The organism is Streptomyces roseicoloratus, assembly GCF_004117935.1.
Classification (GTDB): Bacteria; Actinomycetota; Actinomycetes; order Streptomycetales; family Streptomycetaceae; genus Streptomyces; species Streptomyces roseicoloratus.
In genome coordinates, this window is record NZ_SDOY01000123.1 from 44,639 (window position 1) to 67,158 (window position 22,520).

Below are 22,520 nucleotides of genomic sequence, written 5' to 3' on the forward strand. Positions count from 1 at the left end.
ACCATCCCTACCGGTCAACTCACTTCGGGGGACGAGCCGATGCTCAAGCACGCGGAGGCACCACTCAGACACGACGCCGCCGACGCGGCCGATGTCGTCGATGCCGCCGATGCCGCCGGCACCGCCGACGACAGCGCCGTGGCCGAACTCACCCGCCTCCTCTTCGACGGCGAGGACCGCGAGCGCGTCCACGGCGAGTGGCGCAGGCTGATCGCCGGCGAGTCCTTCGCCCACCGTCCCGGCCTCACCCCCGCCGAGCGGACCGCACTCTCCTACGAGCGGCTGCGACTGGTCAACGACACCGTGGCCGGCACCGCCGCCGAGGCCCTGACCTACGACGCCCGCAGGCTCGCCGCCCTGCACGAGTGGACCGGCTTCGTCGACGGCGGCCTGTGCACGCTCGCCAGCATCCACTACAACCTCTTCCTCGGCAGTCTGCTGGACCACGACGGCTACCGCCGCGACCTCACCGCGTACACCACGATGGAGCGCACCGGCACCTTCCTGTGCACCGAGCTCGCCCACGGCAACGACGTCGCCGCGCTCGAGACCGTCGCCGTCCTGGACCGCGAGACCGGCGGCTTCGTGCTGCACACCCCGAACCCGGGGGCCCGGAAGTTCATGCCCAACACCAGCCTCGCGGGCGGGCCCAAGACCGCGGTCGTCGCCGCGCGCCTCCTCGTCGACGGCGAGGACCAGGGCGTCTTCCTCTTCCTCACCCCGCTCAGCGACGCGGACGGCCACCTGCCCGGCATACGGGTGCAGCGGCTCCCCGACCGCACTGGCACACCGGTCGACCACTGCCTCACCTCCTTCGAGCACGTACGGCTGCCCCGCGAGGCGATGCTGGAGGCCGCGCACGGCCGGCTCGACAAGGAGGGCAGGCTCAGCAGCAACCTCGGCAACCGGCGCAAGCGGTTCCTGCGCTCGGTCGGCCGGGTCACCATGGGCAAGCTGTGCATGAGCGGCGGCACCCTCGGCATGGCCCGCGCCGCCCTCGCGATCGCCGTCCGCTACGCCCACCACCGCCAGGTGGCCGCCCCGAAGGCCGGCGAGCGGATACCCCTGACCGCACACCGCAGCCACCACGGCCGGCTGCTGCGCTCCCTCGCCACGGCCTACGCGATGACCTTCCTGCACCGCTCCGTGCTCGACCGGTGGGCGGCCCACGACCCGACCGACCCGCAGCAGCGCGAGGAGACCGAGCGGCTGATCGCGGTCGCCAAGGGCTGGATCACCTGGCAGGCCCGCGACATCACGGTCGAGGCGCGCGAACGCTGCGGCGCCCAGGGTCTCTTCCCCGCGAACGGCATCGCCGACCTGCCGCTCAACGTCGAGGGCGGCATCACCGCCGAGGGCGACAACCTGGTGATCTGGACCAAGGCCGCCTCCGAGCTGGTCTTCGCCCACGAGGCCGGCCCCGCCCACGCCCCGCGCGGCGAGCTCACCGACCTCGGCTTCCTGCGCGACCTGCACGCCTGCGTCGAGCGCGTCTGGCAGACCCGCGCCCGCGCCGCCCTGCGCGGCGGGCCCTCGGGCGACCCTGTCGGCCGCTGGAACGAGACCTCGGGCGCGGCCCTGGAGATGGTCGCCGCCCACGCCCGCACGGCCGCCGCCAACGCCTTCCTCACCGCGGCCGCGCGCGCCGCCACCCCGCGCGCCCGCTTCCTCCTGGAACACCTCGCCCGCCTCTTCCTCCTCGACGAACTGCGCCCCCACACGGGCGACCTCCTCGTCGCGGGCCACCTCACGCCCGCCCAGGCCGAGGCCCTCCACACCACGACGGAACACACGGTCGCCACCCTGGCGCCCCACCTGATGCCCCTGGCCGACGCCTTCGACCTCCCGCCGGAATGGCTCGCGGCGACCCCGATCGCGAACGCGGACTACCTGGACCGCTTCGACCACCCGCCCCGTACGTGACACCCGGGAAACAACCCCCGACACCCCCCGGCCCCCACCCGCTACACTGACCCCGCGCCTTGCCTTCGTAGCTCAGGGGATAGAGCACCGCTCTCCTAAAGCGGGTGTCGCAGGTTCGAATCCTGCCGGGGGCACTGTGTCTGACCAGGCACGGAGCATCGAGCACCCCCTCGGAAGCGATCTTCCGAGGGGGTGCTTTCATGTGTGCGGAGACGGATCGGGGACACGGCGCATCCGGCGGGGACGGAGCCCGCCGCCGCTACGCCGCCACCTCGCCCGGCTCGACGGGGCGGATCAGCGGGCGGACGGGGGACTGCTCGTCGGCGCCGGAGTCTGGCTCGGCAGCGGTCTCGGCGCCGCCGGGGCCTCGGGCTCGTCCTGCGGACCGGCTGCGGCCCCTGCGGCTGCTCACCGTCGCCGCCTCCTCCTGCCGCTCGCCTTGCGCAGCATAAGCGCCACACGGGGGTCTGGCTGTCGAGGCGGGCCGTGCGAGCACCGCTGTCGCTCTTCGGAATGACCTCCCAGGCGTCGTACAAGCCGCGGCAAGCTGCTCGCTGGTGTGGACGGTTCCGGCGGTCATGTCGGTCTCGCGCCCGGGCAGGCCGCAGGACTCGCCTTGGCGTGTGCCCCGGAAGACCATGAGGTGGAACACCGGGTAGAGCCGGTGCTCGCGACGCCATCGAGAGGAAGGCGCCGCGGTGCCCAGCCGGGTACCGCGTCAGAGTTCAGGCGCGAGGACCGTCAGACGCAGCAGTGCGGAGATGGCCAGCGCGGCGGGTACCAGGTACCACCACCTGCGCAGCCACTCCGCCTTCACAAACACCCAGGAGAGCAGCGCCGTCACGACAGAGAAGGCCAGAGCGATACCCGCGGCGACTCCGGCGTTCGCGACAGCCTGCCGGTCCCAGGGGCCGTCGGGCTCGACCATGAAGGCGGTGAGCGCCACATAGCCCGTCACCAGGTGCCCGAGCACGAGAACGACCGAGCACACGGCAGTGCCGATCCGGCCGGCTGACCTCGACTGTCGGCTCTCGCGGACGTCGGTCGTCGACCCTGCGGTTTCGCTCACCCCAGTGCCTCCTTGGCCTGGTCCAGCCTACGGTCGAAGCCCCGACCATATGCCTGGGCGTCGGCGCTTTCGAAATAGGGGCCGCCGTTGTAGCGGGCCGCGAGTTCCTGCATCTGGGCGCGGGTCATCCTCTCCGGAGGCACGTCGGCGAAGCCGCTCTCCGCTTTGAGCTGGGCGAGATACTCCGAGGCGATGAAGATGTTCTTCGCGGGGTCCTTGATCGCGTCGACCACGACATCGCGTTGCATGGCGGTGAGGTGGCTCGAGTCGTACCCGAGCACTTCGGCAGCGCGGCGTACCTGGATGGCCATGGGGCCCATCGAGGTACGGTCGGGGTCTTCGGCGCCCGGAAGAATCTTGCGTCCCTCGTAGGCCGCCTCGTCGAGCCAGCCGGGATCGCCCTCGACCTCCTGCCACGCGATACCCGCGACCATCTCGGGCGGAAGACCCGAGTCCGCGGCCGCGGCCCTGATCAGCTCCCGGTTGGCAGAGATGTACTCGCGTCGTCCATCGTCCGAGTTGGACCACAACCAGTAGTTGTTCCCCTGGGCCTCCGGGAGCCCGTCGACCCGGTTCGCAATGCGCATCAGCGCCTCCGAGACCACGACGTCGGAGCGGACAGTAGGGATCGAATCAACCTTCGGGCCTGATCCGGGCAACTGGACGTTCGGGTTGCCGCTCGCCTCTCGCGCCTCGGCCTGCAGCGGTCCGAGGCCCTTCAGGAATTGCTCGGGGTCGGGGATGGTTCCCTGGAACTCGGGGATCAACCCGTACGCCGCCTTGATGTCGGCTACGCAGCTCTTCCGCGCCTCGGACTCGACACGGAGGGCGTCGCCGTAGTGGTCCTTGGTCTGGTTGTAGTAGCTCTCGGCCTCCTCTCTGATCGCGTCCGCGTCGACGGTCAGCTCAGCGAAGAAGTCCAGTACCCCCGTGGTGGCGCGCAGGTCCTCCCACTGGCGCAGCGGTTCCGCGGCTCGTGCGGTCGAGGTAATCGCCTGGGCCTCTCGGGCCATGACCGCGGACAGCTTTCCCTCGGTGTGCTTGCCGCTCTTGTAGTGAAGCTTGGCCGTGGTTACGGCGTCGGCGTAGGCGGCGAGGGCGGAAGCCGCCAAACGGAAGGCTTCCGAGAGGGCGTCGGCGATGCTCTTGCTTTCCCTGAGCCGCTTGACGTAGAGATCGCGAGCTTCGCTCTCCCAATCAACCTTGGCAGCCTTGCGGAACGCGTCGTCGGCCGAGTCGATCAGCGCGGACAGGCGCCGGAACTCGGCGGCGTTGCGGTCGATGAGGCTCGGGTTGGCATCCTCGAGGAACTCCACGTCTTGGTGGTAGGCCATGGCCGGTCACCTGTTCTCGGGGGCGACGTAGGTTCCGCAGTCGAGCATCGCGTTCATCTGCGCCTGTACCCCCTGGTCGACGGTCGTGTAGCTGTTGCCCGAGGACTTCAGCTTGGTGGACAACGCGGCGAGGAGCGCGACCATGTCGTTGTACTGGTCTTTGGCGAACCGGGCAAAGGCGTCGACGTTTGACGCGACGTCGACGTGCGCCCGGGGAGCGCGGCTCATCGTGGCGTTCTCGCCATCCATCCGTCCTTCATAGAGAAGGCCCGCAATCTCCATGAGCAGATGCGAACTTCCGTTGATCGACGCTGCGTTCACAGAGAACCCGTCCCCCCGAGCGGTCGATCCATCAGGGTGGTCGCCGTCCGTGGGCACCTGGTTCAGCTGCATCTGCGCCGAGTCCTGCCGGCGGGCGAGTGCGGCGGCCTTGAGTTCCGCCCATTCCTCTGCGAATGACACTGCGTCCGCCCCTCCCTGTCCGGCCGTGTGTTGCGCGAACATATGTGCCCGCTCGTTCCCAGCTTGCCACAGGCATCGCACCAGTGATCACTCTCGGTAGCCCCGCAGTCCGAGTTCGGACGCACCCGTTGGTGATTCAGGCTGCGCCGCCCTGTAGTGGACCAACCTGGAGTGTGATCCGCGGCGTTGGCCGAATCTGATAGTCGATACGTGCGGATCCCTGCCTACAAACCGGCGCTCCAGAGGGCCTCCGGGGGCCGGCTCCCGGGACTTCCCGGACACAGCGGCGCGTCGTGGGTGCCGAAGGCGGACCGCCGACGGTTTGCCGCGTACACGTTTGCTCGCCGCCTGCGACACCAACCAGGCGGCCGCTTTCCTCGGCGAGGACCGCCTCCCCTGGAAGCCTTCAGGGTCCCGGCCGCGGGCATGCCCTCCGCCGCCATTCGCTGGTCCGATCCGACCAGCGAACCCATCGTCGACGAGCTGCGCCGGATCGAGATCCTGCGTTCCACCGGCGCCCCGCTCCCGGTCGGCATCATCACCTCGCGCAAGGCCCGCGCCACGTACTACGGCAGCGTCAACGGCTCCACGACCCCCACCGCGGTCCTCGCTACCAACGAGGTCGAGGTCGTCCGCGACCGCTACAACCTCCAGCCGAACCCCGAGTTCCGGGCGGAGACCCGATGCGGTGTCACCGTCCAGTCCCTGGTGCTGACCTCCGGCACCAACCCAGCGATTGAAGAGCCGCGACGTACGCCGATGTGGCGGGTCGGTGGAACCTCCTCGTCGATCGACGTACTGGCCCCCTGGAGGCACTCATCGGCGGTCAGCCCGTCCTGGCGTAGCCCTTTCCGCCCCGATCAAGCCTGCCCGTCTGGCAACTACGCTTGCCGCATCGAGTTCGTCATATCTGCACAGGCACGGAGGCGTCGTGACCGCGAGGGCGGCCCAGACTCACGTCCGGGCCGCGCTTCGCTCATGCCCTCTCTGATCCGTCGTCATCCAGAATCTCGAGCGCGGACGGCACATCGGCGTTCGCCCAGCCGACGATCGGTAGAGGTGCCATAAGGACACGAGGCGCCTCATCGGTATCCCCCCAGCCCGGCACAGGGCCACCGAGAGCCGAAGGCGCGTCAACGTCCTCCCACGTCGTCGTGGGCGTCGCTGCCTGGCAAGGCGCGTCAGCGCGGTCAGGGTTCATTTCTCTCTCCTCCAACTGTCGTGGCAGCACATCTGGCAGGGCTGGTTCAAACCTTGAGGTACAGAGCGAGTGCCACCCACACGGCGACGGCCAGCGTCATCGCCGGGATGAGCGAGGGGTGCGACACGGCGATGATTCCGGCAACCACAGCGCCCAGTGCGGCAATCGCGGTGCGTTCGGCCTTCATGTACTTCCTCCATCACATCGACACGGCACCCGTCAGCGGGGCCGAGGCCGAGGTTGGAGGACCGCGGGGTTAGCGGCGCAACCCCGCCCATCGCCGCTGAGGTTCACCGCTCTTCGAGGCAGCTGAGGAAGTGAACCCGCGCCGCGAAGGGCAAGGAGCGCTCACGAAACCGAAGGGGCGCGAGAAAAGGGCACCCACCGGTCTTGGTAGGTGCCCTTGTCCTTTGGCATCCATGGGCGGCCGTCACGGCTGACATCAGCGATGCCTCGTCGGGCGGGTGCTGCCCGAACGATGTTTCCTCCGTACCGCGTCCGCGCCGGATTCCGCGGGGAATCCTGGGGCACCCGGCATGTGTCGGGGCCCCTGGCAGGTGTGGCCGGCGGGTCAGTCCGTGGTGTCCAGCCCCCGCTGCTCGAACGTCTCCGGGACCGGGAGGGTCGACCAGTGGGGGATCGGCCAGGCGACGACTACCGCTCGGCCTACCACGTCCGTCTCGGGGACCATGCCGCCGTGGGGGTCGTTGCGGTGGTAGCGGGAGTCCAGGGAGGCCTGGCGGTGGTCGCCCATGACCCACAGGTGGCCGGGCGGGACGGTGACCTTGAACTGGCCGCCCGGGTCCGGGCTGCAGGGCGTGTTGCCGGCGTAGACGTACGGCTCGGTGAGCGGCTTGCCGTTGACCTTCAGGGGGCCGGTGCCCTTGCACTCGACGGTGTCGCCCGCGACGCCGATCACCCGCTTGATCAGGTGCTTCTCCCCCACCGCCGGCATCAGGCCGATGAAGCCCAGGAAGCGCTGTGCCGCGTTCGGCTCCTGGGCCGGCAGGCTCGACAGCCAGTCCGCCGGGTCGCGGAAGACCACGACCTCGCCCCGCTCGGGCTCCGAGCCGAACCACGGCGTCAGCTTGTCCACCAGGACCCGGTCGTCCTCCTGCAGGGTGTTCTGCATGGAGCCCGACGGAATCAGGAACGCCTGCAGCAGGAAGGTCTTGATCAGGAAGGCCAGGCCGAGCGCGATCACCGCCAGGAACGGGAGCTCCACCCAGAACGGGCGGCGGCGCTTCCGGGGCTTCGTCGTCGCCTCGTCCGGGTTCTCGGGTCCGTCCCCGTTCGCGTTCCCCGGGGTCTCCTCCGCACCCGCTCGTGCGTCCACCGCCATGTCGCCCACTGCCACCGCCGACCTCGTCCCGTACGTGTTGTCCGCACGGAGCCTATGCCGGACTCGGTGCCGCCCGACCGTTCACGGCCGTCCCGCACCCCGTACGGGTGACCCCTGCGGGGGCGGGGCGGGCGTCAGCGGAGTTCCTCCGGGCACGCCGTGCCGCGCGGGAAGAGCTTGTAGGGGGCCGCGAGGCGGTAGGTGCCGGCCTTCGGGGCGACGAGTTCGGTCCACTCGTCGCCCTCCGCGTCCGGCTCCGCCTTCAGGAGGCAGCCCTCCTCGTTCGCGAACACCTTCGGGAGCTCGGTCTCCGAGGCCTCGCGCGCCTCCTTCGACGCCTCCGTCTCCTGCGGCGGCTCGATCTTGCCGCCGTTCTCGTCGATCAGGGCCAGCCACGGCGAGTAGGGGACACGGATCGTGACACGGGCCGGACGGTCCAGGTGCAGGACGACCTCGTTGGCCTCCGCCCGCTGCACGCGCGCCGGCGGGTCCGCGAGCGGCGTCGGGTCGGTGACCTCGTACAGCCGCCAGTTGACGTCCGACCACACCTGCCTCAGATACGGCAGTCCCCCGGCGACCAGCTCCGCCTCCGCCTCGGCGCCCGAGTCCGGCGCGCCGGTCGGCAGCACCACGTAGCGCACCGCCCAGCGGCCGAGCCAGTCGTGGTAGTTCGCCGCGTTGAGGGTGTCGTCGTAGAAGAGGGGGTTGCGCTCGATGTCGGCCTGACGGTTCCAGCCGCGCGCCAGGTTGATGTACGGGGCGAGCGCGGAGGACTCGCGGTGGCTGGAGGCCGGCACGACCTCCACCCTGGCCTGCTCGGCGCCCCGCTCCTGGAGCTGGTTGATCAGCGGCGCCACCTCGCGCGTCCAGGACGCGTCCGGGGCGGTGCGGATGACGTCGTCGACGCCCTTGAAGCCGATCCACGCGTTCAGCCCGACGAAGGCCAGCACGACCGCGTACCAGCGGCGCGAGCGCGGACGCGCGTACGGCAGGGCCGCGAGCAGCACCACACCGGCGAACAGCATCACCAGGCGGGAGACGTTCGAGCCGATCTGCGAGTCGATCAGCCAGGTCAGCAGCGTGCCCGCCGAGTAGACGGCCGCCGCGGTGCGCACCGTCCGCCAGTCCTTCGGGACCAGCACCAGGACCAGGACGCCGAAGAGGAACGGGAGCGAGGTCGAGCCCAGGCTCATCGGCTGCGTGCCGGAGAAGGGGAACAGCCACGCCGACAGCGCCACCACCGCGACCGGCGCCAGGCCGACGGCGTACGCGCCCGGGCGCCGCTTGTGGAGGAACAGCGCCGCCGCCACCACGCCCAGGAACAGTCCGGCGACCGGGCTGCACGCGGTCGCGAGCCCGGCGAGCGGCGCGGCCACGGCCGCCTTCGCCCAGCGGTGGTAGCGCCAGCGGTGCGGCCAGCAGAAGACCGCCGCGACCGAGCCGATCGCGAACATCATGCCGAGGCCGAAGGTGACCCGCCCCGACAGCGCGTTGCACAGGAAGGCGAAGACACCGGCGAGCGCGCACGCCATCGGATTGCGCACCGCCCGCACCCGCACCAGGATCAGCGCCGTCAGACCGGCCGAGAGCGTCCCGGCGATCATCATCGTCGTCCGCACGCCGAGCACGGACATGACGTACGGGGACACCACGCTGTACGAGACCGGGTGCATCCCGCCGTACCAGGCGAGGTTGTACGCCGAGTCCGGGTGGCGGCCGACGAACTCCGCCCACGCGTCCTGCGCGGCCAGGTCTCCGCCGCTGTTGGCGAAGAAGAAGAACCACAGGACGTGGGTGAGCGCGGCCGCGGCGGTCGCGACGAGGACGGGATAGCGGCGCTTGCGGCGGCGCGGGGCGGCGGAGCCTCCCGTGCCTCGGGGAGCACCGTCGGCGGCGCTGTCGGCGGTGCCGTCGGTTTCCTCGCCGGCGGCGCCGTCGGCGGTCTCGGTGGCGGTGCCGTCGGCGGTGCCGGTGCCGGCAGCGTCAGCGGTGCCGGTGTCGCCGTCAGCGGTGCCGGTGGCGGTGCCGTCGGCGGTGGCGGTGTCAGGGGCGGCGGTGGCCTGGTCGGATGCCGGTCGCTGCCCCGGGAGTTCTATTCGCGAAGGTGAAGACACGTCGGGTTGGCCTCCGGCCTCACGGGTCCCCTCGGCGGTGCTCAATGCGGCCCTTTCCCGTGCTGCCCTTCTTCTCGTTCCCCCGGAGGGAACGCTAACAGGAGGGCGCCCGGGGAGCTCCCGGGCGCCCGTCCGATCAGCCCAGTCGGGTCAGCTTCTCGCCGATGCCGGGCTCCACCAGGTCCTCCTTCAGCGCCACCGGCGCGCTGACCTCACCGGCGCCGGTGCCGATCGACACCTCGCCGACGGCGTCCCCGGCCTTGCCGGCGTGCGGCGGCTTCTTCCCGCCGTCGCCGAGCCGCAGGTCCACCTTCAGGCCGGGCCAGCCGACCGCCTTGAGGTCCTTGGTGGACACGACCGGCGTACGGCCGCCGAGCCCGTCGTCCACGTAACCGACGACCTGGCCCTTCTTCACCACCGTGGCGGAGGTGACGTCCTTCTGGGCCTGCTTGATGAGCTTGAGGCTGTTCTGGATCGCCAGCTCCAGCTTCTGCCACAGCTGCGCGGCGTCCTTGGCTCCCATGACGATGCCGAGGATGCGGCGCTTCTGGCCGTCGACGACCGTGTACGCCGACCACAGCAGGTTGCCGCCGGCCGGGGTCGACGAACCCGTCTTGATGCCGGCCACACCCGGCTCGAGCAGGATGTTGTTGTTGTTCTCGATCTGGCCGGGGATGCCGTCGATCGTCACGTTCGGCATGTCCACGATCTCGCGGAACACCTCGTACTGCATGACCGCCTTCGCCAGCTTCAGCTGGTCGAGCGGCGTCGACACGGTGGTCGCCAGGAGACCGGACGGGTCCGTGTAGGTCGAGCCGGTCATGCCGAGCTCCTTGGCCGCGGCGTTCATCTTGTCGACGAACGCGGCCTCGGAACCGGCGTCCCAGCGGGCGAGCAGCCGGGCCACGTTGTTGCCCGACGGGATCATGAGGAGCTGGAGCAGCTCCTTCTCCGAGTAGGTCTCGCCCTCCTTGATGGGCGCGGTCGACTCGTCCTTCGCCTTCGCCTGCTCGCCGGCGGTCTTGTCGACCTCGATCTCCGGGCCGTCCCCCTTCCCCTTGATGGGGTGGTCGCGGAGGATCACGTACGCCGTCATGGTCTTCGCGACGCTCGCGATCGGCGCGGGCTTCTGCGGCCCGTACGTGCCGAGCGAACCCACGCCCTCGACCTCGGCGGCGCCCTGGCCCTCGGACGGCCACGGCATCTGCAGCGGGCCGCCCTCGAACGTGTACGTGGGCGACGCGGACAGCACCAGCTTCGGGTCCGGCAGCGGGCGCACGAACTGTACGACCGCAAAGACGACGAGGAGGAGGACCACCAGCGGGGTCCAGATCTTCAGGCGCCGGACGGTGTTGCGGAGCGGGGTCGGCGGGGGCGGCGGCGTGTTGGTCAGCTCCGCCAGGATCTCCAGCGGCGGGCGGGGCGGCAGCGGCTGCTGCCGGGTCCGCTCGGCCTCGGCGAGCGACGGAGACGGCGACGGCGACGGCGACGGCGACGACGGCTGTACGGGAGCCGCCGCCTGGGCCGCGGCGGGCGCGGCGGGCGCGGCGGCGCCGGCGGACGCCGACGGGGCGCTGCCGGTGGACTCGGCCTCGGGCCGTGGCTTCGGCTGCTCCTGGGTGATGTCGCCCTGGAGCGGCCGGAACAGGGACGACGGCAGTTTGAGCGCGGTCGTCGGCTGGTCGACGGGCCGGGACTTCGGCGCGGCCTGGGGCTCGGAGGCCTCGGCCCGGGGCTCGGAGGCCTCGGGCTTGGGCTCGGGCTTGGCGACGTCGGGCTCGGCCTCGGCGGCCACGGGCTCGGCCTTCGGCTCGGCCGCGGGCGTGAAGGCCTTGAAGACCGCGGTCGGCTGGTCGACGGGCCCGGCCACCGGCTTGGCGGCCGCGGACGCCGGCGTGGCGGGCGCGGACGCCTCAGGGTGCTGCGGCTCGTCGTCGGCCGCCGCCTCCGGCTTCTCGTCCCGCTGCTTCTCCGCCTGCTCCTCCGGCTGCTCCTCCGCCCGGAGCGCCGCCGGCTTGCGCGCGTCGAACCACGACTCGACCGACGCCGCGGACACGGCCTCGGACCCGCCCTCGGGCGTGGCCTCGGTCGTGGCCTCGGGCGTGGCCTCGGTCGTGGCCTCGGGCGTGGCCTCTGTCGTGGTCTCGGCAGCCGCGGCCGACTCCGTACCGGCGGCGGTCTCCTCGGCATCACCGGTCGGCTCGGCACCGGCCGTCGTCTCCGCGCCACCACCGACCGTCGGCTCGGGCTCGGGCTCGGTCTCGGCGTCCGCAACCGGCTCGGCCCCGGCCGCGTCCTCCGTCACGGAAGACTCGGCCGACGGCGCCTCCGGCTCCGACGGCGTCGGGGACTCCGACCGTCCGGCGGCCCTCACGGGCGCCGACTCCTCCGGCTCCCCGGGCCCGTCCTCCGGCGCCGTCCGCGGGGCCAGGGCCCGGAAGACGGCCGTCGGCTCGTCGACCCGGTCGCGGAGGACGGACAGTCGCGGGTCCTTGCCGTCACCGCCGACCGCGCTCTCCCGCTGCTCCGCCTTGTCGGGGGACTCGCCCGCCACCGTGCCTCCTCCATCGCTCATGCCTACGTCCGAACCGTCTACCAGTGTCCTGTGTGAGCCCCTTGGCCCCCGTGCTAGACGAGAACGACATACCTGCCGGTTCCCGTACGAACCACCCAGGCACTCTCGACAGATGAATGTGAGAGGGGTCACCCTGTCATTCATCCACGCGGGGAGGCATGGATGGGCAGGAGCCGCAGAACCATTCCGGAGGAGCTTCTGCTGCTCGCTCTGGACCCGGCCACGGGTACCACAGCGCAGCCGCAGTCGCTCGACCTGGGCCTCGCCGGAGCACAGCTAGTGGAGCTGGCTCTGGCAGGACGGATAGCCCCTGACGGGGATCGTATCGCCGTGGTGATGCCACGGCCGACCGGAGATCCGACTCTGGACTCCGCGCTGGAACTGCTGCGCAGGCGCGGCAGCCCGGTTCGGGCCGTCCACTGGATCGGCGGGCCCCGGCTGGGGCTCCGCCAGACGTATCTCTCGCATCTGGAGCGCTGCGGCATGGTGCATGCCGTGGAGGGCCAGATGTGCGGGGTGCTGCCGACGACTCGCTACCAGGCGACGGACACGGCGATCAGCCGGGAGATCAGGTCCCGGCTGGACAGTGCGATCCGCACCGGCGTGCCGCCGGACCCGCGGACCGCGGCGCTCGCCGCGCTGGCCCACGCGGTCGGTCTCGGCAAGCACCTGTACCCGGGCAACGAAGGACGGTCGTCGCGGTCCCGGCTGCGCGACCTGATCCGGCACGACCCGATGGGCGGTCTCGTGGCGCACGCCGTGATGGACGTCCAGAACGGCGTGGGCGCCCAGCCCCGCCGGAGCGCCACGGCCGGCGGGGTGCCGTCCCAGCCGCGCCGCGGCACCATGGCGCGCGCCGCCATGTGAGCGCACCCGGGTGCGGGCGGGCCGTGACGGCGGCCGCCCGCACCCGCCGCGCCCGGCCGCCACACCTCTCGCGCACGGTCGCCCGCACCCGCCGCGCCCGGCCGCCACACCTCTCGCGTCCGGTCGCCCGCACCCGTCGCGTGTGGTCATTTCCCAGCGCGCACCGCACCTTTGGTGGCAGTCTGCCAAGCGGTAGATACTCACAGCTACGCAGCAGACAGCCGGAGGTGCAGTTTCCGTGGCGTCCAATGTCAACCCCACCGTCAGGCGACGCCGATTGGGCCAGGAGCTGCGTCGGCTCCGGGAGGCGAAGGGCATGACGGCCGAGCAGGTGGCCGACCGTCTGCTCGTGTCGCAGTCCAAGATCAGCCGCCTCGAGAACGGTAGGCGCTCGATCAGCCAGCGGGACGTCCGCGACCTGTGCGGCGTGTACGAGGTCGAGGACGACCGGGTGGTCGACTCGCTCATGCAGATGGCCAAGGACTCGCGCCAGCAGGGCTGGTGGCACGCCTTCGGCGACATCCCGTACAGCGTCTACATCGGCCTGGAGACGGACGCGGAGAGCCTGCGCGTCTACGAGCCGCAGATCATCCCTGGACTGCTGCAGACCCACGGCTACGCGGAGGCCGTGATCGCCGGCGCGCTGCCGGAGTCCACTCCGTCCGACATCGAGAAGCGGGTCACGGTCCGCACCCGCCGTCAGGACCGCATCAAGGACGACGAGCGTCCGCTGCGGCTGTGGGCGGTGATCGACGAGGGCGCGCTGCGCCGGCTCGTCGGCAACCGGCAGCTGATGGTCGAGCAGCTGGAGCACCTCATCGAGCAGTCGCACCTGCCGCACGTGACCGTGCAGGTGCTGCCGTTCCACATGGGCGCGCATCCGGGCATCAGCGGGCATTACGCGATTCTGGAATTCCCGGACACCTCCGACTCCTCCGTCGTCTACATCGAGGGCGTGACGAGCGACCTCTATCTGGAGAAGGCCCAGGACGTCGCGAAGTACAGCGTGATGTACGAGCACTTGCGGGCACAGGCGCTGAATGTCGAGGACACCCGGGAGTTCGTGACGGATATCGCGAAGCAGTACGCCGCGGGAAAATAGGGACGCCGCGGGCCGAATGCCGACATTCGGCCGGGGCGCGGGGGACGAGGCCGGTACGGTACACCTCCGACTCGCCCTGACGGAAGTCCCCTTGGAATATGCCATCCGGTCGGGTGAACGCCGGTCCCACATCACGGGGCCGGGCGCTAGCGTCGATCACGCCAGAACAGACAACACCGTTGGCGTGACTCCTCCTGGCGGCACCCAGCGCTCACCCCGTACTCGAAGAAACCGGAGTTGAGAAGAATGGCGATTATTCAGGGTGGCACGGACAACTGGACGAAGTCCTCGTATTCCGGTGGCAACGGCGCGTGCGTCGAGGTCAAGTCGCCGGTCGTGAGCGCGATCGACGTGCGCGACTCGAAGGCCCCCGAGGGCCCCTCCCTCTCTTTCGGACCGGGCACGTGGAACACGTTCGTGGGCGAGGTGAGCGCCGGGGCCCTGTGACCCCGCGCGCGCGTCGCACCGCTTCAAGCAAGGAGCCCTCTCGACCGGTCCGCCGTCCTGGCCGAGGGGGCTCGGCCTTGCCCGTACGCGAAGCCGTGCTCGTCGCGTACGGGCAGCCGCCCGTCCCGGTGGCGTACGGGCAGCCGCCCGCGCCGGTGGGATACCGGCACCCGCCCGTCCCGGTGACGTACGGGCCTCCTCGGCCCCCTCCGCCCCCTCGCGCCCCTCAGCGCAGTTCGTCCACGTAGCGGTCCGTGCCCGGCACCGTCGGGATGAACGGCGCCAGCAGTTCGACGCGGCCGCCCCACTCCCCCGCCGTCTCGTCGAGGCCGGCGAAGTGGCCCTCCCAGCAGTCGCGCGGGTCGCACTCCAGGAACCACAGCAGCGTCAGACGGGTGTCGACGCCCTCGACCTGTTTCACGTAGGTCATCCGGTCGCCGGGCAGCGGCGTGGGCCGGAAGACCGTCACCATGGCCGCGGGCGAGCCGGCGAGCCGCCGCGGCAGTTCGCGCGCGGCCAGCCGCTCGAGCAGCTCCGCCCGCGCCGCCCGGTCCTCCGCGTCGATCACCTGGAGGACCAGGCCCCGGTACGGGTGGTCGAGGGCGTGGACGTCGCGCGGCCCGGCGGCGCCGTCCCGGTACACGGTCGTCTCGTGGTCCTGGAAGGCCGTGAAGACGTGCGTGCGGTCGCGGTAGACCCGGGCGTCGCGGTTGAGGCGCTTGTTGATGGCGACGGTCCACTTCATGTGCTCGTCGTAGCGGCCCTCGGTGACCCAGTAGGTCGAGAGATAGCAGCCGGCCGTGACGGGCCGGGCGATCGCGGACTTCTCCGGGCGGCGCAGCGCTTGGAGGTCGCGGGTGGCGACCCAGCGGCGGCCGGCGAACATCCAGGGCATGGCCATCGCGCCGGCGTAGTAGTGGTCGTCCTCGTACCAGCGGTTGTACGCGTACTCGTGGCCCGGGTGCGGTTCGACCATCGTGATCAGCGCGTGGCCGGGGCGGACGCCGTACGGCCCGACCGCCGCCAGCTCCGCGTACGCGTCGGGCCCCGCGCCGGTCCGCGCCGCCGCCCCACCTCGCGCCTCACCGCGCACCGCCCCCTCCCGCGCCTCGCCGCGCGCCGCCCCGTCCCGTGTCTCCTCGCGCATGCCGGTCCCCTTTCCCTTCCCTTGCCTGCCGGAGACCCCTACTCTGACGGGTCGTCAGATCCATGACCAGACGCGGGAGGTACCCGGATGCTGCTCCAGGGGAAGACGGTCGTCGTGTCCGGTGTCGGCGCCGGGCTCGGCCACCGGATCGCGGAGACGGTGGTACGGGACGGGGGCCGCGCGGTCCTCGGGGCGCGCACCGAGGCCCATCTGGCGAAGTCGGCGGCGGAGATCGACCCGGACGGGACGAGGACCGCGTTCCGGGCCACCGACATCACCGACGAGGCGCAGTGCGAGGCGCTCGCCGCGCTCGCGGTCGAGCGCTTCGGCAGGATCGACGCGGTGGTCCACGTGGCCGCCTGGGACTCGTACTTCGGCGGCCTGGAGGACGCGGACTTCGCGACCTGGCAGGGCGTCCTCGACGTCAATCTGCTCGGCACGCTGCGGATGACCCGGGCCTGTCTGCCGGCCCTGAAGGAGCGGGGCGGATCGGTCGTCCTGATCGGCACCCAGTCGGCGGTCGCCGCGCCCTCGCAGGTGCGCCAGGCGGCGTACGCGGCGTCGAAGGGCGCGCTGACCTCGGCGATGTACTCGCTGGCGCGCGAGCTCGGCCCGCACCGGATCCGGGTCAACACCGTGCTGCCGGGCTGGATGTGGGGGCCGCCCGTGCAGGCGTACGTCCGGTTCACGGCGCACGCGGAGCAGGTGGCGGAGACCGAGGTGCTGGCCCGGCTGACCGAGCGGATGGCGCTGCCGGAGCTCGCGACGGACGGCGACGTGGCGGAGGCGGCGGCGTTCCTCGCCTCGGACCGGGCGCGGGCGATCACGGGACAGTCGCTGCTCGTCAACGCGGGCGAGCTGATGCGCTGAACCCGCGGACCGGCCCCGCCCACCCCCTGGGCCCCCTCGCCCCGCTCGGTCCCTCGGCCCGCTCAGCCCCTCGGCCGGCCCGCCCCTCGCCCCGCTCGGTCCCTCGGCCGGCCCGCCCCTCGGCCCGCTCAGCTCCCGGCCCGCTCAGCCCCTCGGGTAGCGGTCCAGCCAGCCCGAGGACAGGTCCGCGGGGCCGTGCAGCGCGGCGCCCTGCGTCATCTCCATCGCGAAGTCGTCCGCGAGTTCCAGGACCGTCGCGCGGCCCTCCAGTTCGGCCACCCACGACGGCGGGAGGGCCGTCTCGCCGTGCAGGGCGCCGAGCAGCGCGCCGGTGAGGGTGCCGGTCGCGGCCGACGGGCCGTCGTGGTTGACCGCGAGCCGCAGCCCGTGCCGGATGTCCTCGCCGACCAGCGCGCAGTACAGCGCCGCCGCCAGCTGTCCCTCGGCCCGGTCCTCGGCCGCCCCGAGCGCCGTCACCCGGTCCGCGTCCGGGACTCCCTGCCGTACGGCGGCGAGCGCGGCCCGCAGGGCCTCGGTGACCGGTTCGTGGCCCGGGCGCGGCGCGAGCTGGTCGGCGGCGACGTGGACGGCGGCCTCGACGCCGCCGCCGCGGGCCAGGCCGTGCACGACGACCGCGAACGCGCCGGCCGCGAGGTAGGCGGCCGGGTCGCCGTGGGTCTGCGCCGCGCACTCCACCGCGAGCTGGCACACCAGCTGCGGCTCCCAGCCGACGAGCAGCCCGAAGGGCGCCGAGCGGACCAGGGCGCCGCTGTCGGCGGCCCCCGGGTTCTTGGGCCGGTCCGGGGTGCCCAGGATCTCGTCGCCGAGACCGGTGAGGCAGGCCCGGGCCGGGTCCCGGCGGGCGTACAGCCACTCCTGGCGGGCCAGCCAGCCGAGGTCCGCCCGGCGTTCGTCGGGGCCCCAGTCGCGCTGGGTGGCCGCCCAGCGCAGGTGGGCGCGGTGGACGTCGGTGGGCGGGTGCCAGGCGCCGGTGTCGCGGCGGACCTGGGCGCGGACGAGGCCGTCCACGGTGAACAGGGACATCTGGGTGGCGGCGGTGACGGCGCCCCGGCGGCCGTAGGCGGGCGCCAGGTCGGTCAGCCCGTCCGGGCCGTGGTCCTCGCGCAGTCGCGCGAGGCTCCGGCCGGCGGCCGCGGCGCCGAGGGCGTCGCCGACCGCGCCGCCGAGCAGACAGCCGCGGACGCGCGAACGGAAGTCCTGCTGTTCGGTGCGTCCCCAGACGGCCGCGGCTGTGGTCGTCACGACGTGCCTCCCCCGGTCGGCAGCTCCTGGTCCTGCGTCCAGCCTCCAGCGTTCAGCACTGTAATAGACCGGATGCGCTCATTCGCAGACCGGAACGTTTTGCGTTCTGGCTCCCTTCAGGCCGCTTTTGACCGCAGTTCGACCGGGGACCGGCCGTCGGCCGCCGGCCCCCGGAGGCAGGCTCCCGGCGTCAGTCCTGGACGACCGGCAGCAGTTCCGGCAGGTGGCCGTCCGAGGCACGGGCCGCGCGCTGCCGTTCCTCCGGGACCTCGCCGTACAGGGTGGTCCGGGGCCGGGCCGGGCGGCCGGCCGCCTCGGCGATGGCCTCCAGGTCGCGGATCGAGCGGTACGAGCCGTAACTCGAGCCCGCCATCCGGGAGATGGTCTCCTCCATCAGGGTGCCTCCGAGGTCGTTGGCGCCCGAGCGCAGCATCTCGGCGGCGCCCTCCGCGCCCAGCTTCACCCAGCTGGTCTGGATGTTGGGGATGTGCGGGTGGAGGAGGACCCGGGCCATCGCCGTCACCGCGCGGTTGTCGCGGACGGTCGGGCCCGGGCGGGCGATGCCCGCGAGGTACACGGGGGCGTTGGTGTGGATGAACGGCAGCGTCACGAACTCCGTGAAGCCACCGGTCTCCTGCTGGATCCGGGCCAGGGTGCGGAAGTGGCCGAGCCAGTGGCGGGGCTGGTCCACGTGCCCGTACATCATCGTCGAGCTCGACCGGATGCCCAGCTCGTGCGCGGTGGTGACCACCTCGATCCAGGTGGCGGTGGGCAGTTTGCCCTTGGTGAGCACCCAGCGGACCTCGTCGTCGAGGATCTCGGCGGCGGTGCCGGGGATCGAGTCGAGTCCGGCCTCCTTGGCGGCGGTCAGCCACTCGCGGATCGACAGGCCGGTGCGGGAGGCGCCGTTGACGACCTCCATCGGCGAGAAGGCGTGCACGTGCATGCCGGGGACGCGTTCCTTCACCGCCCTCGCGATGTCGAAGTACGCCGTGCCGGGCAGGTCCGGGTGGATGCCGCCCTGCATGCAGACCTCGACGGCGCCGACGTCCCAGGCCTGGCGGGCGCGGTCGGCGACCTGGTCCAGGGACAGGGTGTAGGCGTCGGCGTCGGTGCGGCGCTGGGCGAAGGCGCAGAAACGGCAGCCGGTGTAGCAGACGTTGGTGAAGTTGATGTTCCGGGTGACGACGTACGTGACGTCGTCGCCGTTCACGCTCCTGCGGATGTCGTCGGCGACCCGGCACAGCGCGTCCAGGGCCGGCCCCTCGGCGTGCAGCAGGGCGAGGGCCTGCGGGTCGGTGAGCCGGGTCGGGTCGTCGGCGGCGACGGCCAGGGCCTCGCGCACGTCGGCGTCGATCCGCTCCGGCGCCATGCCGGGGGCCGCGGCCTCGCGCAGCGCCTCCCAGTCGCCGTACACCTCGTCGAAGTCGGCGCGGCGGTCGCCGGTGCGGCCGTCGGTGTCGATGGTGCGGTGCAGGTCGGTGCGGCCCGCGGCGGTGAAGGCCTCGTCCGGTTCCTGCCAGGGCAGTCCGCGCACCGGCGCGTCCGGGTTCGCGAGACCGGTCTCGGGGTCGGCGAGGGCACGGACGTGCGGCAGCAGCCGCGGGTCGAGCCACGGCTCGCCGCGCCGCACGAACTCCGGGTACACGCAGAGCCGTTCGCGCAGCTCGAAGCCGGCGGCCCGGGACCGGGCGGCCAGTTCGTCGATCTGCGGCCAGGGCCGCTCGGGGTTGACGTGGTCGATGGTGAGCGGCGAGACCCCGCCCCAGTCGTCGACGCCGGCGGCGATCAGCCGCTCGTACTCCGCGTCGACCAGGTTCGGCGGGGCCTGGAGGCAGGCGCTCGGGCCCATGATGAGCCGGGCGACGGCGACGGTCGCGACCAGGTCGTCGAGTTCCGCGTCCGGCATGCCGCGCATGGCCGTGTCCGGCTTGGCGCGGAAGTTCTGGATGATCAGTTCCTGGATGCCGTGGTAGGACCGGGCGATCCGGCGCAGCGCGAACAGCGACTCGGCGCGTTCCTCGGGCGTCTCGCCGATGCCGAGCAGCAGGCCGGAGGTGAACGGCACGGAGGAGCGTCCGGCGTCCTCCAGGACCCGCAGCCGCACGGCGGGTTCCTTGTCCGGGGAGCCGTGGTGGGGGCCGCCGGGCTCGGACCACAGCCGGGTGGCGGTCGTCTCCAGCATCATGCCCATGCTCGGCGCGACGGGCTTGAGCCGCTGGAAGTCCGTCCAGGTCATCACCCCGGGGTTGAGGTGCGGGAGCAGCCCGGTCTCCTCCAGGATGCGGATCGCCATGGCGCGCACGTACGCGATCGTGTCGTCGTAGCCGTGCGCGTCCAGCCACTCGCGGGCCTCGGGCCAGCGGTCCTCGGGCTTGTCGCCGAGGGTGATCAGGGCTTCCTTGCAGCCCAGCTCGGCGCCGCGGCGGGCGATGTCGAGGACCTCGTCCGGCGACATGAACATCCCGTGGCCGGCGCGCCGGAGCTTGCCGGGCACGGTCGCGAAGGTGCAGTAGTGGCACTTGTCGCGGCAGAGCCGGGTCAGGGGTATGAACACGCTCTTCGAGTACGTGATGACGCCCGGCCGCCCGGCCGCCGCGAGCCCCGCGTCCCGCACCCGGCCGGCCGTCGCGACCAGGTCCGCCAGATCGTCCCCGCGCGCCCGCAGCAGCACGGCGGCCTCGACGGCGTCGAGCGCGACTCCGTCCCTGGCCCGCCTGAGCGCACGCCGCATGGCGTTGGCGGTCGGCGCGGCGGGGTGGGGTACCTGGTGATCCGTCATGGACCCACCTTACGAGCGGGCGGCACGCCGCGGACCTGGGCGGGGGCGGAGGCCGGGCGGTGGCCGGGGCTCCGGTCCCGGCCCGGCCTCCGCCCCCGCTCCCCGTCCCCCGGCGACGGGCCGCGCCGCCGGTGTCCCGGGCTCACAGGTGGCTCGCGTACTCGTCGAGGACGCCCAGCACTTCGGCCTCCTGCCCCGGCGGCAGCTGGAGCACGACCTCCTCGCAGCCCAGTTCCTCGTAGTGCGCGAGCTTGCCCGGGCTCGGGAGGACGGCGTACGGGACGACCTGGAGCGCCTTCGGGTCGCGGCCCGCACGCTCCCAGACCTCCCGCAGAACCGGCACGGACTCTGTCAGACCGCGGCCGCCGATGGGCATCCAGCCGTCGGCGTAGTCGGCGATGTGCTCGAAGAGCCGGGGGCCGGCGGCGCCGCCCACCAGGGTGCGGGGAGCGCCGCCGGCGACGGGCTTGGGCCAGGCCTGGGAGGCCCGCACGGAGTGGCCGAAGGCGCCCTCGTAGGCGGTGGGTACGGGCGCCCACAGGGCGCGCATCAGGTGCATGGCGTCGCGGGTGCGGGCGCGGCGGGTGGACCAGTCGACGCCGTGGTCGGCGGCCTCCTCGCGGTTCCAGCCGAAGCCGACGCCGAGGGTGAAGCGGCCGCCGGAGAGGTGGTCGAGGGTGGCGACCTGCTTGGCGAGCGCGATCGGGTCGTGCTCGACGACCAGCGTGATGCCCGTGCCGAGCCGGAGCCGCTCGGTGACGGCGGCGGCCTGCCCGAGCGCCACGAAGGGGTCGAGGGTGCGGCCGTACTCGCGGGGCAGCTCGCCGCGGCCGGCCGGGTCGGGCGTGTCGCGGGAGACGGGGATGTGGGTGTGCTCGGGCAGGTAGAGCCCGGCGAAGCCGCGCTGCTCGAGCTCGCGCGCGAGGCGTACGGGGCTGATGGTCTCGTCGGTCAGGAAGATCGTGGTCGAGATCCGCATAGGCGGCACGGTAGGGCGTGCGGCGCGGATTTCCGAGAGGTACGACGGAGGGTTCGCCCGTGCGGGACGGGACCGCCCTCCGCCGCGGGCGGGTGGCGGGCGGGGTGTCAGTCCACGACTCGCCGGCGGGCCGCCAGGTCGCCGTAGCCGCCGCGTTCCCAGACGCGTTCGCGGAAGCGCTGGAGGGTGAGCGGGGCGGTGTCCTCGCCGGGAACGCCGACGAGGTGGACGGTGCCGCAGCGGTGGCAGTACCAGCCCTGCGACCACAGTTCCTCGGCCCTGTGCCGGTCCCGGATCCGGTGCAGGAAGGCGGCCCTGCGTCGGACCAGGATCACGATGACGGCGAGGGCGACGGCCAGGGCGAGCCCGGAGACCCAGCCGAGGAAGGAGAGGTCGGACCCGAGGCGCGCCGGCTCCGGCGGGCCGCCGAAGGATCCGTACACGCCGTCCGGGATCTCGGGCTCGTCCTCGAAGGCGCCCCCGACGAGGACCCAGCCCATGAACGCGGCGACGCAGACGAACCCGGCGAAGAAGCCGAGGCCGCCGATCGCGGACGAGGGTTCCTTCGGTACGGGCGCGAGCGCCTCGGACAGGGCGGTGGTCACGCGGCGCGTCACCGTCCGCGTGTTCCCGTCGGAGTTCCGCTCCCGGCCGGTGACGGAGTCCCGCCCGCCGAGGTACACGGCGGGCACCGCCTGCACCAGGTCGTCCCGCCCGCAGCCCGGACACTCGTGGCTGGTCGTGCTCATGTTCCCCCCTGTGATCGGTGCTGCGTACGGTATCCCCCGCGTCGACGCCGCGTGCGCCCCCGCCGTTCGGCGCTCCCGGCGCACCGCTCCCGCCGGGCCGGGGTACGAGCAGTAACACGGAGATCAGCCGGACCTGCTCGCCGCGGAGTCGGGTGTCACCGTGAGGGCGCGGATGGCGACGTCCCTACCCCGGCGTCTGGCGTCGAACCCGCGTTGGCCCACCCGGGAGCGGGCCCGCGGGTGCAGCCGCGGGCGTGGCGCGCGTAACCCTCGGGGCTCGGGCGGCGTTCTCGC

Annotated in this window: 19 protein-coding genes and 1 tRNA gene; 7 read left to right on the forward strand and 13 right to left on the reverse strand. The window is 72.4% G+C overall.

Annotated elements, in window-relative coordinates:
- The first annotated feature begins 39 nt into the window (after window positions 1–39).
- Complete coding sequence (locus tag ESG85_RS18295) at window positions 40–1,923, forward strand: acyl-CoA dehydrogenase family protein (protein WP_181019063.1); 1,884 nt, start codon at window positions 40–42, stop codon at window positions 1,921–1,923.
- Between the two features lie 61 nt (window positions 1,924–1,984).
- Window positions 1,985–2,057 (forward strand) — tRNA-Arg (locus tag ESG85_RS18300).
- A gap of 125 nt (window positions 2,058–2,182) precedes the next feature.
- On the opposite strand, the gene ESG85_RS35030 is transcribed toward ESG85_RS18300, so the two are convergent.
- From ESG85_RS35030 to ESG85_RS35960, 4 genes are all read right to left on the reverse strand, one after another.
- Window positions 2,183–2,335, reverse strand: a complete 153-nt coding sequence (locus ESG85_RS35030) for a hypothetical protein (protein ID WP_164986264.1) — start codon at window positions 2,333–2,335, stop codon at window positions 2,183–2,185.
- Window positions 2,336–2,641: 306 nt separating this feature from the next.
- Entirely contained in the window at window positions 2,642–2,992 is a 351-nt protein-coding gene (locus tag ESG85_RS18305) for a hypothetical protein (protein ID WP_128980553.1), read from the reverse strand.
- Complete coding sequence (locus ESG85_RS18310; RefSeq protein ID WP_128980555.1) at window positions 2,989–4,326, reverse strand: lysozyme family protein; 1,338 nt, start codon at window positions 4,324–4,326, stop codon at window positions 2,989–2,991. The genes ESG85_RS18305 and ESG85_RS18310 overlap by 4 nt, the downstream gene beginning before the upstream one ends.
- A 6-nt stretch (window positions 4,327–4,332) precedes the next feature.
- The gene (locus ESG85_RS35960) at window positions 4,333–4,788 is read right to left on the reverse strand and encodes a hypothetical protein (protein ID WP_246095129.1); all 456 of its coding nucleotides are present in this window, start codon (window positions 4,786–4,788) and stop codon (window positions 4,333–4,335) included.
- A 426-nt stretch (window positions 4,789–5,214) separates the two neighbouring features.
- Between ESG85_RS35960 and ESG85_RS18320 the strand changes: the two genes are divergently transcribed.
- Window positions 5,215–5,856: a hypothetical protein gene (locus tag ESG85_RS18320; RefSeq protein ID WP_128980557.1), complete on the forward strand. Its 642-nt coding sequence runs from the start codon at window positions 5,215–5,217 to the stop codon at window positions 5,854–5,856.
- A gap of 179 nt (window positions 5,857–6,035) precedes the next feature.
- On the opposite strand, the gene ESG85_RS35035 is transcribed toward ESG85_RS18320, so the two are convergent.
- The 4 genes from ESG85_RS35035 to ESG85_RS18335 form a co-directional block, all read right to left on the reverse strand.
- On the reverse strand, window positions 6,036–6,176 hold the full coding sequence (locus ESG85_RS35035; RefSeq protein ID WP_164986265.1) for a hypothetical protein: 141 nt from the start codon (window positions 6,174–6,176) through the stop codon (window positions 6,036–6,038).
- Between the two features lie 384 nt (window positions 6,177–6,560).
- Window positions 6,561–7,331: a signal peptidase I gene (gene lepB, locus ESG85_RS18325; protein ID WP_128980590.1), complete on the reverse strand. Its 771-nt coding sequence runs from the start codon at window positions 7,329–7,331 to the stop codon at window positions 6,561–6,563.
- Window positions 7,332–7,465: 134 nt separating this feature from the next.
- On the reverse strand, window positions 7,466–9,445 hold the full coding sequence (locus tag ESG85_RS18330; protein WP_374050304.1) for an MFS transporter: 1,980 nt from the start codon (window positions 9,443–9,445) through the stop codon (window positions 7,466–7,468).
- 136 nt (window positions 9,446–9,581) lie between these two features.
- Window positions 9,582–12,020, reverse strand: a complete 2,439-nt coding sequence (locus ESG85_RS18335) for a D-alanyl-D-alanine carboxypeptidase (RefSeq protein WP_246095133.1) — start codon at window positions 12,018–12,020, stop codon at window positions 9,582–9,584.
- Window positions 12,021–12,182: 162 nt separating this feature from the next.
- Here ESG85_RS18335 and ESG85_RS18340 point away from each other — a divergent pair, with 162 nt between their 5' ends.
- From ESG85_RS18340 to ESG85_RS18350, 3 genes are all read left to right on the forward strand, one after another.
- On the forward strand, window positions 12,183–12,887 hold the full coding sequence (locus tag ESG85_RS18340) for a GOLPH3/VPS74 family protein (protein ID WP_128980559.1): 705 nt from the start codon (window positions 12,183–12,185) through the stop codon (window positions 12,885–12,887).
- A gap of 238 nt (window positions 12,888–13,125) precedes the next feature.
- A complete protein-coding gene (locus ESG85_RS18345) occupies window positions 13,126–13,989 on the forward strand; it encodes a helix-turn-helix domain-containing protein (RefSeq protein ID WP_128980561.1) in 864 nt (287 codons plus the stop codon).
- 246 nt (window positions 13,990–14,235) lie between these two features.
- On the forward strand, window positions 14,236–14,436 hold the full coding sequence (locus ESG85_RS18350) for a DUF397 domain-containing protein (protein WP_128980563.1): 201 nt from the start codon (window positions 14,236–14,238) through the stop codon (window positions 14,434–14,436).
- Window positions 14,437–14,662: 226 nt separating this feature from the next.
- On the opposite strand, the gene ESG85_RS18355 is transcribed toward ESG85_RS18350, so the two are convergent.
- On the reverse strand, window positions 14,663–15,583 hold the full coding sequence (locus ESG85_RS18355; RefSeq protein WP_246095135.1) for a hypothetical protein: 921 nt from the start codon (window positions 15,581–15,583) through the stop codon (window positions 14,663–14,665).
- Window positions 15,584–15,670: 87 nt separating this feature from the next.
- Between ESG85_RS18355 and ESG85_RS18360 the strand changes: the two genes are divergently transcribed.
- Window positions 15,671–16,453, forward strand: coding sequence for an SDR family oxidoreductase (locus ESG85_RS18360; RefSeq protein WP_128980565.1), 783 nt, complete (start codon window positions 15,671–15,673; stop codon window positions 16,451–16,453).
- A 144-nt stretch (window positions 16,454–16,597) separates the two neighbouring features.
- Here the strand turns inward: ESG85_RS18360 and ESG85_RS18365 are convergent, their stop codons facing one another.
- The 4 genes from ESG85_RS18365 to ESG85_RS18380 all read right to left on the reverse strand — a co-directional run bounded on the left by ESG85_RS18365 (window position 16,598) and on the right by ESG85_RS18380 (window position 22,226).
- Entirely contained in the window at window positions 16,598–17,716 is a 1,119-nt protein-coding gene (locus ESG85_RS18365) for an ADP-ribosylglycohydrolase family protein (protein WP_128980567.1), read from the reverse strand.
- A 190-nt stretch (window positions 17,717–17,906) separates the two neighbouring features.
- The gene (locus ESG85_RS18370; protein WP_128980569.1) at window positions 17,907–20,498 is read right to left on the reverse strand and encodes a bifunctional FO biosynthesis protein CofGH; all 2,592 of its coding nucleotides are present in this window, start codon (window positions 20,496–20,498) and stop codon (window positions 17,907–17,909) included.
- A 142-nt stretch (window positions 20,499–20,640) separates the two neighbouring features.
- The gene (locus ESG85_RS18375; RefSeq protein ID WP_128980571.1) at window positions 20,641–21,477 is read right to left on the reverse strand and encodes an LLM class F420-dependent oxidoreductase; all 837 of its coding nucleotides are present in this window, start codon (window positions 21,475–21,477) and stop codon (window positions 20,641–20,643) included.
- Between the two features lie 107 nt (window positions 21,478–21,584).
- Window positions 21,585–22,226, reverse strand: coding sequence for a hypothetical protein (locus tag ESG85_RS18380; RefSeq protein ID WP_128980573.1), 642 nt, complete (start codon window positions 22,224–22,226; stop codon window positions 21,585–21,587).
- Between the last annotated feature and the right edge of the window lie 294 nt (window positions 22,227–22,520).